The organism is Streptomyces sp. NPDC001858 (assembly GCF_053594615.1).
The window spans coordinates 1-12,375 of the sequence record NZ_JBSFEV010000043.1 but is presented as its reverse complement, the minus strand read 5'-3'; the positions used below and the strand labels follow the sequence as shown (position 1 = coordinate 12,375).

Here is a 12,375-nt window from a genome sequence, read left to right as displayed (position 1 = left end):
CCTGGTGTCCACCTCCCGCCCGCGTGTCGGATCAGTCGTCTTCGACTCTACGGGCGGGGTCTGACATTCGGCCCCGGCGGCCTGCCGAGGGGCTCGGGCCCGGCCGGGTCAGGGGACCGCGCGCGAGACGACGTAGACGAAGGGGTACACCGCGTTGCCGGTGTTCACCACGATGTCCAGCGTCGGCTGGGGGTCCTTCTGCTCATGGACGGTGCCGAAGTCGTCGCCGGGGCGGGAGCCGGTGCCGGAGAACTTCCAGCCGGTGATCTCCTGGTCGCGGGCGCTGATGGCGATGTCGCCGTTCTTCAGGTCGGCCCGGCTCAGGCCGAGGTCGGCGAGGAACTGGTCGAGACCGGCGTGCGTGGTCTGGAACTGCACATAGAGGCGGCTGGTCTTCCAGTTGTTCGTCTCGTAGTAGGCGACCTGGTTCGACGGGTGCGGGATCGGCACCTGGTACAGCCGGCGCTGGACCTTGGAGGGCCAGCCCTCGGTCAGGCCGGTGGCCGAGTACTTGGCCTCCTTGGTCCTGCCGCTGTCACGGCTCTGGTTGGCGGAGATCACCAGGTAGCCGGCCGGGACGCCGATGAGCAGCACGATGATCAGCAGGGTGAGCGCCCGGCGACGGATCACGTGCCGGCGGTCCTCCGGCGGGCGGGACGGCTCTTCGGCGGCGTCGGCCTGGCGGGGCAGCGATGCTGTCATGCGGTGTCCCGGGTGGTGCGGGGCGGTGCGGTGGTCATGCGGTGTCCTGGGCGGTGCGGGGCGGTGCGGCGGTCACGCCGGGTCCTGGGCGCGGCGGGCCGCCTCCGTGAACCGTTCGAAGCGCTCGTAGCGCTCCACGCGGCGGCGCTTGGCGCGCCGGAAGCGGCGGGCGACCAGGCGGGCCAGGTCGGCGGCTCCCACCATGCCGGCCTCGGGGCCCAGCTGGGCGCGGACGATCCGGGCCTCGGGGCGGTAGCCGCGGCCGGTGAGCTGGCGCTTGAAGGCGTCCCGCGCGGGCGCGATCAACAGGTCGTCGGCGGCCGAGACGCCGCCGCCGATGACGAAGCAGGACGGGTCGAGGGCGGCGGCCAGGTTGGCGATGCCGACGCCGAGCCACTGGCCGATGTCCTGGAGCAGCTCGATGCACATGGCGTCGCCCTCGCGGGCCAGCTCGGTGATCATCGGGCCGGTGATGTCGCCGATGTTGCCCTTGACGTGCTCGATGATCCCGTAGGCCACCGGGGAGTCGGCGGCGGCCAGCTCCCGGGCCTCGCGGACCAGCGCGTTGCCCGAGCTGTACTGCTCCCAGCAGCCGCGGTTGCCGCACGGGCAGCGGTGGCCGCCGGGCACGACCTGCATATGGCCGAACTCGCCGGCGACGCCGTACTTGCCGCGCTTGACCTGGCCGTCCTCCAGGATGGCGCCGCCGATGCCGGTGCCGAGGGTGATCATGACGAGGTGGTCCTCGCCGCGGCCCGCGCCGAAGCGCCACTCCGCCCAGGCGGCGGTGTTGGCGTCGTTGTCGACCAGCACGGGAACCGCCAGCCGGCTGGAGAGGCGGTCCCTGAGGGGCTCGTTGCGCCAGGACAGGTGGGGTGCGAACAGGACGCGGTTGCGGTCCGCGTCGACCCAGCCCGCCGCGCCGACGCCGACCGCGTGCACGTCGTGGCGGTCGGAGAGGTCCAGGACCAGCTCGACGATGGTGTCCTCGACGACCTTCGGGCTCTTGGACTTGTCGGGGGTCTCGGTGCGGACCTTCTCCAGGATGTTGCCGTCGGCGTCGACGACGCCCGCCATCACTTTGGTGCCGCCGATGTCGATGCCCACCGTGGGCACCCGGGGCGCCGTCAGGTGCGAGCGGCGCTCCCGTGTGCCGACCGTGCGCAGCGCCGGGGCGCGGCGGGAGCCGATGGGGGCGGTGAAGTTGCCGTAGGTGCTCATCGTCGCCGATTCTGCCTCACCCTCGTGCCGGGTGCCGAGCCGGGCGGCGGCGGGGCGGGCGCGTCGTCGGCCGTTCCCGGGTGCGTCGTGGCTGGTCGAGGCCCACGCGGCGGCGCGACAAATCGACATGGCCGCGCGCCCTGTCCCGGGCGGCCGTGACGGAGGCCGCACGCCGCACGGCCGTCGGCCGCTTTGTGCGTGCATATCGACCGTCCGATCGCATTGTCCGGACAATACGACCAATGCTCCTCAGGGGCGCACGAGCAGCTGGAACTCGAAGGAGTAGCGGGTCGGCCGGTAGATGTGGTCGCCGAACTCCACCGCGCGGCCGGTGTCGTCGAAGGTCGTGCGCTGCATGGTCAGCAGCGGGGCGCCCTCGTCCTCGGCGAGCCGCTCGGCCTCGGCGGCGGTGGCGGCCCGCGCGCCGATCGACTGCCGGGCGCTGTGCAGGGTGATCCCGGCGGCCCGCATCAGCCGGTACAGGCCGGTGGCCTGGAGCTGCTCGGTGTCCAGACCGAGCAGGCCGGAGGGGATGTGGTTGCACAGGTAGGCCATCGGCTCGCCGTGCGCCAGCCGCAGCCGCTCCACCCGGTGGACGTCGCTGCCCTCGGCCACCGCGAGCGCGGCCGCGACCTCGGCGGACGCCGGGACCATGGTGTTGACCAGGACCGTGGTGGCGGGACGCTGCCCGGCCGCCTCCAGGTCGTCGTAGAGGCTGCTGAGCTCCAGCGGGCGCTTGACCTGGCTGTGCACGACCTGCGTGCCGACGCCCCGCCGGCGCACCAGGAGGCCCTTGTCGACGAGGGACTGGATGGCCTGGCGGACGGTCGGCCGGGACAGCCCGAGCCGTGCGGCCAGCTCGATCTCGTTGCCGAGCAGGCTGCCGGGGGTGAGCGAGCCGTGCTCGATGGCGGCCTCCAGCTGCTGGGCCAGCTGGAAGTACAACGGCACCGGAGAGTTTCGGTCCACACGTAGTTCGAGCTGCACAGTCGGGTCCACTCCTGGTTTCGGCACGGGCCGAGCGTAGCTCCGTGGCCGGTTGACGGGAAGTTCTGTGGTTCGGTTGTCCGGACATACGCATTGACAGGGCGCTGCCTGCGAGGTCACTTTGATTCCATGCGCATCGGGGTCATCGGGACGGGCCGCATAGGCACCATTCATGCGAACACACTCAGCCGTCACCGCGAGGTCGGATCCCTGATCCTGACGGACGCGGACCATGCGCGGGCCCAGGAGCTCGCGTACCGGCTGGGCGAGACGGCCGCCCCAGGGGTGGACGAGATCTTCCGCTGGGGCGTGGACGCCGTGGTGATCACGACGGCCACCTCGGCCCACGCCGAGCTGATCGGCCGGGCGGCGCGCTCCGGGCTGCCGGTCTTCTGCGAGAAGCCGATCGCCCTGGATCTGGCGGGGACCTTACAGGCGATCGCCGAGGTGGAGACCGCCGGAACGATCCTTCAGATGGGCTTCCAGCGGCGCTTCGACGCGGGATACGCGGGGGCCCGGGAGGCGGTCCGGTCGGGGCGGCTCGGACGACTGCACACGGTGCGGGCGCTGACCTCCGACGAGTCACCGCCACCGGCCTCGTGGCTGCCGCTCTCCGGCGGGATCTACCGGGACGCTCTCATCCACGACTTCGACTGTCTGCGCTGGGTGACCGGGCGCGAGGTGGCGGACGTGTACGCCACCGGCTCCGCCGCCGGACCGGCGATGTTCCGCGAGGCGGGCGATGTGGACACGGCCGCCGCCGTCCTCACCCTCGACGACGGCACCCTCGCCACGGCGACGGCGACCCGGCTGAACGGCGCGGGCTACGACGTCCGCATGGAGCTGGCCGGGGAGCTCGACCAGATCGTCGTCGGCCTGGACGACCGCACGCCGATCGCGTCCACCGAACCGACCGGGCCGCCCGCCGCGGACAAGCCGTGGACCGGGTTCCTGGAACGCTTCGAGCCCTCCTACCAGGCGGAGCTGAACGCCTTCGTGGACGTCGTGCGCGGTCTGCGGGCCAACCCCTGCGACGGCCGCGAGGCCCTCCAGGCGCTGCGGATCGCGGAGGCCTGCGAGGTCTCCCGACGGGAGCGCAGAGCGGTGTGGCTCGCCGAGATCCCGGAGACTTCCCAGCCGGGCTGAGCCCGGGCGCACCGGCGGTTCAGGCCCGGGGGTCACTGCTCGGCGTCCAGCGGAGCGGCAGGCTGCGCACGCCGCGTATCAGCATGCCGGGGATCCATGCGCCGGGCGGTCCGTCCAGCGCCAGGGACGGGGCGCGCTCGACGAGGGACCGGATCGCCGTGCGGGCCTCCAGGCGGGCCAGCGGGGCCCCCAGGCAGTAGTGGACGCCATGGCCGAAGGCGAGGTGGCCGCGGCTGTCGCGGCGGATGTCGAAGCCGTCGGGAGCCGCGAAGCGCTCCGCGTCCCGGCCGGCGGCGCTCAGCCCGATCATCACCGCCTCGCCCGGCGCGACGGGCACCCCGGCGATCTCCAGCGGCTCGGCGGCGAACCGGTAGGTGGCGTTCTCCACCGGCCCCTCGTAGCGCAGGGTCTCCTCGACCGCGCCGTCCAGCAGGGTCATGTCGGCGCGCAGGGCGGCGAGTTGGTCCGGGTGGGTGAGCAGGGCGTGCACCGCGTTGGTGATCAGGTTGACGGTCGTCTCGTGGCCGGCGACGAGGAGGAGGAACGCCATGCCGCGCAGTTCGCCGGGCGAGAGCCGGTCGCCGTCCTGCGCGGTGGTGCGGATCAAGTCGCTCAGCAGGTCGTCGCTCGGTCCTGCGCACCGCTTGTCCTCGATCAGCTCGGTCAGGTATGCGCCGAGCCGCACGAACGCGTCGTGCTCGGCCTCCATGCTGGTGGGCGCGACGGCCTCGCCGGACAGCTTGCGGAACTCGGTGCGGTCCAGCTCGGGAACGCCGAGGAGCTCGCAGATGACGGTGAGGGGCAGCGGGTAGGCGAGGGACTCGACGAGGTCGGCGCGGCCGTGCGGAAGCATCGCGTCGAGCAGGTCGTCGGTGATCTCCTGGATCCGCGGCCGCAGTTCCTCCACGCGGCGCATGGTGAAGGCGCGGGAGACCAGCGCGCGCAGGCGCGTGTGCTGCGGCGGGTCGCTGATCAGCAGGTGGCTGCCGATCAGCCGTTCGTCGAGGAACGTGCGGCTCGTCCGCGAGGCGTCCTTGGCCAGCCGGGGGTCGGCGAGCGCCGCGCGGGCCTCCGCGTGGCCCACGACGAGCCAGGTCACGTGGTCCTCCTCGGGCAGCCGCACCCGGTGCACCGGGCCGCGCTCGCGCAGTCGCGCGTAGACCGGGTGCGGGTTCCTGCGGAAGTCGTCGCCGAACTCCCCCAGGTCCACCGTCTCCACCATGCCGCTCCCCCTGACGTCGTCAACCCGGGCCTGCCACCCGGGCCTGCCACCCCCACAACGCACGGGACGTCCGCCTAGTGCCCGCCCTGCTCTCCTCCCTCCAGGAGGCCCGCGTCGTAGGCCAGGAGGGCGATCTGGACGCGGTTGTTCAGGTCGAGCTTGGCCAGGACCCGGGAGACATGGGCCTTCACGGTGGCGACGCTCATGAACAGCTCGGCGGCGATGTCCGCGTTGGACAGTCCCCGGCCGACCGCGACGGCCACCTCGCGTTCGCGCGCGCCGAGCTCCGCGAGCCGCACGCGCGCGTGGGCGCGGCGGGTGTCGGCGGCCGTGCCGGCCGCGTGGTCCATCAACTGCCGGGTGACCGCGGGCGACAGGACGGGGTCGCCGGCCGCCACCCGGCGCACGGCGTCGAGGATCTCGGCCGGCGGGGTGTCCTTGAGGACGAACCCGGCGGCGCCCGCGCGCAGCGCCCGCAGCACCTGTTCGTCGGCGTGGAAGGTGGTGAGCACCACGACCTGCGGGGCGTCCTCGCGCTCGCGCAGCCGCCGGGTGGCGGTGAGCCCGTCCACCGACGGCATCCGGATGTCCATCAGGACGACATCGGGGCGGGTGCGCTCCACGAGCCCCTCCACCTCGTCGCCGTCGGCGGCCTCACCGACGATCTCGATGTCGTCGGCGCCGCCCATCATGAACGTCAGACCGGCCCGCACCAGGGGATCGTCGTCGACGAGGAGGAGTCTGATCGCAGTCATGGGTCTTACGTAATCACGGTTGCGGCAGGCGAGTTGTGCGGATGCGGGCGGCGCGGACGCCTCGGGTCGCCGGGCCGCCGGCCGGAGGGACGGGCTCCGCTCACGGCCAGGGCAGCCAGGCCCGCACCTCGAACCCGCCGTCCTCGCACGCCCCGTGCGTGAGGCGTCCCCCGGCGAGCGTCGCCCGTTCGGTCAGGCCGATGAGGCCCTGGCCGGAGCCGGGGACGGCCGGGACGTCGCCCTCGGGGGCCGGGTTGCGCACGCCCACGGCGAGACCCGCGCCCCGCCCGCCGGACACGGTGACCGCGGCCTCCGCGCCCGGGGCGTGCTTGCGGGCGTTGGTGAGGCACTCCTGGACGATGCGGAAGGCGGTGCGGCCGACCGAGGCGGGGACGGCGTCGGCGTCCGTGACGCGCTGGTCGAGGGTCACCTTCATGCCGGCCTCCCGGGACTCGGCGACGAGCGTGTCCAGGGCGGCCAGCGTCGGCTGCGGGCGGCCGGCGTCGTCGGGTTCGCCGGCCCGCAGGACTCCGATGATCTCCCGCAGGTCCTGGAGGGCCTCGTGGGCGCTCTCCCGGATGACCCCGGCCGCCCGCGCGACCTCCTCGCGGGGCGCGTCGGGACGGAACTCCAGGGCGCCCGCGTGCACGCTGAGCAGGGTGAGCCGGTGGGCGAGCACATCGTGCATCTCACGGGCGATGGACTCACGGGCCAGCCGCTGCGCCTGCTCGGCGCGCAGCCGGGCCTCCGTCTCGGCGCGCCGGGCGCGGTCGCGCAGGCTCAGCATCAGCTGCCGCTTGGAGCGCACGAACATGCCCCAGCCGATGGCCGTGACGATGAACAGCACGCTCCACGCCAGCGACGGCCCGTACGCAAGGGTGGGGTCCGGGCGGACCCAGGCCAGCAGCGGGAGCAGGGCGAGCTGGGCGCCGCCGACCCAGGCCACGTAGCGCAGCGGCCGGTGCACGGCGAGGGTGAACAGGGCGACCGTGCAGGCGCCGGCCGAGGTCGTCGACAGGAAGCCGAGCGGGACGAGGGCGACCGCCAGGGCGAGGGGCCACCGGCGGCGCAGCCAGACCGCCGCGCAGGCGAGGACGCCCAGGAGCTGGTCGGTCACCGGCGAAGGCGGACGGGAGGTCCGCGTCGCCGGGGAGCGCGTCGGCGACCGCCAGGCCGACGCCGACGGCGACGAGGAAACAGCAGAAGTCGACGACCCAGTCGCGGGCGGTGCGCCGCTGCGGCCGGCCGGGGCGCTCGGGGTCCGGGGCGAGCTCCGCGACCACGGCGGACGGCAGCAGCCATCGGTGTCCGGTGATCGCGACGGCCGTCGGCGCCGTGTCGTCGTCTGCCCTCATGGTCGACAAATCTACGCAGTGCGCACCCGCGGCACCTCTTCCTGGCCCGGATGCCTACCGAAGGGAGACGGCCGTCGACCGAAGTCGCGGCGCCCGCTCCTTTCGGCGCGGCCGGGCGGGCGGGAGAGGACCTTGCGTCGGAGATGTCTCGCCCCGCGGCCGATGGCGCGAGGGGGGTCCGCGGGGCGAGGGTCTCGGACATGAAGGAACTGCTGGGAGTACTCGGATTTCTCGCCCTGGTGCAGGGCGTCCTGGGCCTGCTGCACGAGTTCACCGACTGGCACGCGGGTCTCGTGCAGCGGCTCGGCTTCCTCGACGGCTACGAGGTGTACGCGAGCGCCGCGCTCATCGCGGCGGCGTTCGCCCTGTTCGCCGCCGCGGAGAGCCGGAGGTCCGGCTGAGTGGGGTGAGCCGGACCTCCGGCGCCGTCGCGCCGTTCCTGGACGTTCGACCGTCGATCGCGATCCGGCTCAGCAGCCGTAGTTGATCAGGTTGAACGTGACGTAGTGGTCCGCCGTGTAGTAGTCCTCGTCGGTCTTCTTCCCGGTCACGATGCGGCGCGCTCCGCGCGTCGACGACCCGGGGGTCTTCACCGTGTACTCGTGGTAATCCGACCGCACCCCTCTGACCTGGGCTCATGGAGGTCGAAACGGCTGTGACCTGCTAGGACGGGTTGCAGAGGCGATCGGAGGCAGTCAGAGGAAAACGCTCCGATTCGACCCCGGTTCGACCCGGTCCGCTCAGAGGCAGTCAGAGGCGATCCCTCTACAACTCGCCTCTGAGGAACCTGAGTTGACGGGCGTTGATCAGGAGCGGCGATCTCGCTGCTTCGCCGATCCCGCCCTGGTCGAGTTGCGATGGGGACGCCTGCCTCCGGAGCGGGGCCAGGCATACGAATGCCTCCAGGATGGCCGTCCTGGAGGCTTCGCTGGCACCGTTCGGAGGTCGGTTCCGGGTACCACCCGTGGTTTTAGCGGGCCTGGGTGGCGCCCTTGTCCTTGCGAGACGACCTCACCGTGCCATACCACCGTCATCAGGCAGAACCACAGAGTCAGACCCCTCACCCGTTCGGCCGACTCGGCCTTCACCACCTTCGTCCGGCTGCCGCCGAGCTCGTCCTGCTCGGAGATCTCACCGGCCGGTACGCGACGGGCAGCTACAGCAGGCTCGGCTCCGACGGCCGCACCGTGGTCGTCCGCCAGGACCGCGAGGGCGCAGCCGGCCACGGGCACCGCGTCACAGCGGCGATCGCCTGCCATGTCGCACGGGCCGGCGGCACCGTCGAGGAGCTGACCCGGCTCCTGCTGCACCCCGACCACGAGGGCGGCCGACACGCCCGGCACATCGCGCTGCGCTCGGGGCAGGCACGTGCCCTGGACTACATCCGCCGGGTGTGGGCCAGCGCCTCGGCTGTGGTCGCCGGAACGCGAGTGCTGGAGTCGCGTCACCACGTCTACGAGGTCCTGGCCGCGCTGCGGGACCGCATCGAGACCACGCCCTGGCGCGGCGAGCGGGGACGGACCGCGCTGCGGGTGCTGCGGGCGCATCTGAACTTCGCCGAGAGCGCCGGCGGCCCGCTGCACCACGCGAGCGAGCGGCAGACCGCGGAGGAGGCAGGGATCTCGCGAACGACGCTGCGTGCGGTCTACGAGACGGTCCTCAAGCCTGGGGGCTGGCTGCGTCGCCTGCGGGTCGGCCACGGCCGGGAAGGCTCCACCTGGTACCTCGACCACGGCACCACTCCTCGTCGTCATGCCCATACGTCGCTGTCTCGTTTCCGGACCACTCAGTACCCCCCCGACCTGGCACTTGAGGAGTGGACCACCCCTGAGACGGCCATGACGGCCGACATCGACTCCACCGTCATCGCCCGCCTCATGGGCCACGACGCCTTCGCCCACCGCGGCCTCGGAAGCTCAGCCCTCATGATCATCAGCGCGCTGCACGTCCGGCCCGCTCAGACCGTCAGCGACCTTGTCGGTACGGCCTCCGTGTCCCGCGCCACTGCCTACCGGACCCTGCGCCGTCTGGCCGACCACGGACTCGTCCGGCACGACGGCGAGACCTGGACCCTCGCTCCCCGCGCCGTGGAGGGGGTCGGTCAAGGCCTTCTGGACGCCGCCGTGGAACCGGGGGCACGCCCGGCACAAGTCTGGAACGACATCGCCCAGCTCTGCGCCACGGCGGGCATCGCGGCCCGGCGCAAGACCCTGCACACGGTCGAGCGGGCTGCATACGAGGAGGCGCTGGACCGACGCGCGGAACACCGCAGCAAGGCCACGGTGATCGTCCGCGACGGGTGCCAGGTCCTGGTCCCGGCACCCCGGCCCGACGAGATCCCGTCCACGTGCAAGGCCCCGGGCGGGAGCGTCCTCGACCCGGTCACCGGCCGGCCTGCCGCCGACTGGCGGATCGCCACCGACGGCCGACTGATCCTCATCACCCCTGCCGACCAGCGCAGTTACGACGAGCTGGCCGCCGCCCATGCCGAAGCCCTCAGCGAATGGAACTCCGCCGCGTGAACCCACAACCTCCACCCGCCGATGCCGACAGCTCATCGACCACCCCTCAAGGCCTGCGTGAGCAGTACGAGTCCGGTGCCACGGTCGCCGAACTCGTCGCCGCGAGCAGGCTGTCGTACGGCACGGTCCTCAACCGCTTGCGCGAGGCCGACACCGTGATGCGCACCTCGTGGCAGACCCGCAGGCTGCGCGACGGGCCAGCCCGCCGCAACCTCGCGGCCCGTCTGCGCCGCCTCTACGAGCAGCAAGGCGCCACGCTCACGGAGCTGGCCAAGGCGGGGTCCGTGACGCGCTATACCGCCCGGCGGCTGCTGATCGAGGCCGGGGGCACGCCCCGCACCACCCAGCAGACCCACCGCATCCGCTCCGCAGTCAATACCGCACGGCGAAAGAGGCTCGTGGCGTCCCTGCGGGCACGGTACGAGGCCGGCGCCACCGTGCCGGAACTGGCCGAAGAGTGCAGCTACTCCGTCGCCACCGTCTATCGGCTCCTGCACCAAGCCGACACCCCGATGCGGCCCCAGCACAACCACGGCGCCGCCCGCACCCCGATGAAGCGGTCATGAGCACGCTCGCACGTGTCGCCGGCAGAGCGCGGCACATCAAGAGGCCGACAGTGAGCCATCCCGATTCCAGCGCTGCAGCACGGGCCCCTCCGTCACCGGCAGGCAGTCACACCCGAACGCCGACCCTCTCACCGGCGCGCGCAAGCCAACACACCTTCCCCGATTCAGGAGATCAAGCACACGTGAGTGAGAACACCCGTACCAAGACCCTGGCCGCGGCCACAGCGAACGCCTGGGACGCCTTCGTCATCGTCGTCGGCATGCTCAAGGGCGGCACCGGCAAGACCACCTCCGCCTGGTTCATCGCGCTCTACTACGCGGTCGTCCTCAACCTGCCGACACTGCTGCTGGACGCCGACGCGACCAGCCAGTCCGCCTACGACTGGTTCAAGGTCGCGGCGGCCGAGGGCTTCGAATTGCCGACGAACCTGGTCGTCGAGAGGTACCCGTTCGACGACATCGCCGAGTACATCCGCGCCAAGCGTGCCGAGTTCGGCGCGATCGTGGTCGACGCCGGCGGCGGCAGCGCCCGCATCTTCCACGAAGCCGTCACCGAGGCCAACCTGCTGCTCGTGCCGGTCGCCCCCACCAAGATCGAACGCCGCAAGCTCGTCGCCACCTTCGACGAGGCCGAACGCGCCGCCGCCCGCAACGAGCACGGCGTCACCGCCCACGTCGTCATGGTCAAGGCCGACGACCGCACCAGCCTGCCCAGCCGGGCGAAGGAGCAGCTGCTGGAGCCCGCCGAAGGCGAGGGCATCGGCCCGGACCGCGACGAACCGTTCCCGCTCGCCGAGACCACCATCCACTCCTGGGTCCACTACATGGAGGCCTTCGGCGAGATCCCCACCGAACTGAGCGAGTACGCCCACCTGATGAAGGAGCTGACCCAGGCATGAGCGAGAAGAACGAGAGGCCGAAGCCTCCGGCCCGCCGCACGGGCGGGCGCACCCTGGGCGGGGCCAAGAAGACGACCCCGCCGCCCCCTCCCCCGGCCGCCGAGCTCACGCCTGAGCAGTTCGCCGCCGAACAGGCCACCGACCAAGGTGAAGGGCGTCCCGCTTCCGATGAGTCCGCGGCTCAGCACCCTTCTACGGCTCCCGGGGAGACTACGGCGCAGGGCGACCCGACCAGGACGGTCCGCGAGGCACCACAGTCCCAGGCCCCTCCGACCGCTGGCGTCGCATCGAGCGGCCCCGTCCAGGCCCGGGCCGTAGTCGATGCCGCGGTGCAGCCGGGTCCTTCTGGGCATTCGACGCAGGGGCCGGAGCAGTTCGTGGACCGCGCTGCCGAACCCGCGGCATCCACGGTTCAGGCCAGGCAGCTCGTCGAGCAGGTTCCGCAGGCCGGTCTGCCCCAGGCCGCCCCCACGACCGCTGGGGTGTCCCCGACCGCCGAGGTTGCCGTCCGGCCAGCCGTTGCTCCGGTCCCGGGCGGTACGGCCTTCCCAGTGAGGACCGATACTCCGGAATCTCACCAGGAGCAGCACACGCGCCGGGAGGAGACACCCAGCGAGGGAACCCCGTGGGCTCAAGGGCCCGGCCGCCCCAAGGACATTCCTGAGACCGCCGTCGTTCTCAACCAGCGCATCATCGCGCGCGAGAGCCTCGACTCGTCGGTCCCCACCGCGCTGAAGCTGAAGAGGCGGATCAAACGCTTCGCGCTGGACAACGAACTCGACCACCTGCCCATCGGCGACATCGTCTCGGTCGCGCTGGACGAGTGGCTCACCGTACGGGGATTCTGACGAAACACCGGACGCAGGGGTGGGGGGGGGGGGGGGCGGGGGGGGGGGGGCCCCCCCCCCCCGCCCGCCGCGCCCCCCCCCAAAAAAGGGGCGAGAGAACACCACAACGGGCGCCACCCGATAAAACAATAGGGCAGAATCGAGAAACCGCC

At 72.3% G+C, this 12,375-nt stretch carries 11 protein-coding genes and 2 pseudogenes; 6 read left to right on the top strand and 7 right to left on the bottom strand.

What is annotated here, in order from left to right; translation table 11 throughout:
* Nucleotides 1–108 precede the first annotated feature (108 nt).
* The 3 genes from ACWCPF_RS38275 to ACWCPF_RS38265 form a co-directional block, all read right to left on the bottom strand.
* Nucleotides 109–702 (bottom strand): sugar kinase, encoded by a 594-nt coding sequence (locus tag ACWCPF_RS38275; RefSeq protein ID WP_451049744.1) that lies wholly within the window; start codon nucleotides 700–702, stop codon nucleotides 109–111.
* A 72-nt stretch (nucleotides 703–774) separates the two neighbouring features.
* Nucleotides 775–1,923, bottom strand: coding sequence for an ROK family glucokinase (locus ACWCPF_RS38270; protein ID WP_451049792.1), 1,149 nt, complete (start codon nucleotides 1,921–1,923; stop codon nucleotides 775–777).
* 249 nt (nucleotides 1,924–2,172) lie between these two features.
* Nucleotides 2,173–2,910 (bottom strand): GntR family transcriptional regulator, encoded by a 738-nt coding sequence (locus ACWCPF_RS38265; RefSeq protein WP_451049791.1) that lies wholly within the window; start codon nucleotides 2,908–2,910, stop codon nucleotides 2,173–2,175.
* Between the two features lie 129 nt (nucleotides 2,911–3,039).
* Here ACWCPF_RS38265 and ACWCPF_RS38260 point away from each other — a divergent pair, with 129 nt between their 5' ends.
* Complete coding sequence (locus tag ACWCPF_RS38260; RefSeq protein ID WP_451049743.1) at nucleotides 3,040–4,056, top strand: Gfo/Idh/MocA family protein; 1,017 nt, start codon at nucleotides 3,040–3,042, stop codon at nucleotides 4,054–4,056.
* Nucleotides 4,057–4,075: 19 nt separating this feature from the next.
* Here the strand turns inward: ACWCPF_RS38260 and ACWCPF_RS38255 are convergent, their stop codons facing one another.
* From ACWCPF_RS38255 to ACWCPF_RS38245, 3 genes and pseudogenes are all read right to left on the bottom strand, one after another.
* Nucleotides 4,076–5,278: a cytochrome P450 family protein gene (locus ACWCPF_RS38255; protein WP_451049742.1), complete on the bottom strand. Its 1,203-nt coding sequence runs from the start codon at nucleotides 5,276–5,278 to the stop codon at nucleotides 4,076–4,078.
* A gap of 74 nt (nucleotides 5,279–5,352) precedes the next feature.
* Nucleotides 5,353–6,033 carry a response regulator gene (locus ACWCPF_RS38250; RefSeq protein WP_451049741.1) on the bottom strand — a complete coding sequence of 227 codons (681 nt, stop codon included), beginning with the start codon at nucleotides 6,031–6,033 and terminating at the stop codon, nucleotides 5,353–5,355.
* A 100-nt stretch (nucleotides 6,034–6,133) separates the two neighbouring features.
* A pseudogene (locus ACWCPF_RS38245) lies at nucleotides 6,134–7,388 on the bottom strand (sensor histidine kinase).
* A gap of 200 nt (nucleotides 7,389–7,588) precedes the next feature.
* On the opposite strand from ACWCPF_RS38245, the gene ACWCPF_RS38240 reads away from it, so the two are divergent.
* A complete protein-coding gene (locus ACWCPF_RS38240) occupies nucleotides 7,589–7,789 on the top strand; it encodes a hypothetical protein (protein WP_451049740.1) in 201 nt (66 codons plus the stop codon).
* 69 nt (nucleotides 7,790–7,858) lie between these two features.
* Here ACWCPF_RS38240 and ACWCPF_RS38235 read toward each other — a convergent pair.
* Nucleotides 7,859–7,996: pseudogene (locus ACWCPF_RS38235) on the bottom strand (ribonuclease domain-containing protein); the annotation flags it as partial.
* Between the two features lie 408 nt (nucleotides 7,997–8,404).
* Here ACWCPF_RS38235 and ACWCPF_RS38230 point away from each other — a divergent pair.
* The 4 genes from ACWCPF_RS38230 (at nucleotide 8,405) to ACWCPF_RS38215 (ending at nucleotide 12,223) form a co-directional block, all read left to right on the top strand.
* A complete protein-coding gene (locus tag ACWCPF_RS38230) occupies nucleotides 8,405–9,910 on the top strand; it encodes a helix-turn-helix domain-containing protein (protein WP_451049739.1) in 1,506 nt (501 codons plus the stop codon).
* Nucleotides 9,907–10,476, top strand: a complete 570-nt coding sequence (locus tag ACWCPF_RS38225) for a helix-turn-helix domain-containing protein (RefSeq protein WP_451049738.1) — start codon at nucleotides 9,907–9,909, stop codon at nucleotides 10,474–10,476. Before ACWCPF_RS38230 ends, ACWCPF_RS38225 begins: the two co-directional genes overlap by 4 nt.
* A gap of 182 nt (nucleotides 10,477–10,658) precedes the next feature.
* On the top strand, nucleotides 10,659–11,375 hold the full coding sequence (locus ACWCPF_RS38220) for a ParA family protein (protein WP_451049737.1): 717 nt from the start codon (nucleotides 10,659–10,661) through the stop codon (nucleotides 11,373–11,375).
* 551 nt (nucleotides 11,376–11,926) lie between these two features.
* The gene (locus ACWCPF_RS38215) at nucleotides 11,927–12,223 is read left to right on the top strand and encodes a hypothetical protein (RefSeq protein WP_451049736.1); all 297 of its coding nucleotides are present in this window, start codon (nucleotides 11,927–11,929) and stop codon (nucleotides 12,221–12,223) included.
* Nucleotides 12,224–12,375 lie beyond the last annotated feature (152 nt).

Excerpts from the sequence above, each read along its gene's own strand:
- ACWCPF_RS38275 (WP_451049744.1), bottom strand. The coding sequence starts at position 702 with ATGACAGCATCGCTGCCCCGCCAGGCCGACGCCGCCGAAGAGCCGTCC.
- ACWCPF_RS38270 (WP_451049792.1), bottom strand. The coding sequence starts at position 1,923 with ATGAGCACCTACGGCAACTTCACCGCCCCCATCGGCTCCCGCCGCGCC.
- ACWCPF_RS38260 (WP_451049743.1), top strand. The coding sequence starts at position 3,040 with ATGCGCATCGGGGTCATCGGGACGGGCCGCATAGGCACCATTCATGCG.
- ACWCPF_RS38255 (WP_451049742.1), bottom strand. The coding sequence starts at position 5,278 with ATGGTGGAGACGGTGGACCTGGGGGAGTTCGGCGACGACTTCCGCAGG.
- ACWCPF_RS38250 (WP_451049741.1), bottom strand. The coding sequence starts at position 6,033 with ATGACTGCGATCAGACTCCTCCTCGTCGACGACGATCCCCTGGTGCGG.
- ACWCPF_RS38240 (WP_451049740.1), top strand. The coding sequence starts at position 7,589 with ATGAAGGAACTGCTGGGAGTACTCGGATTTCTCGCCCTGGTGCAGGGC.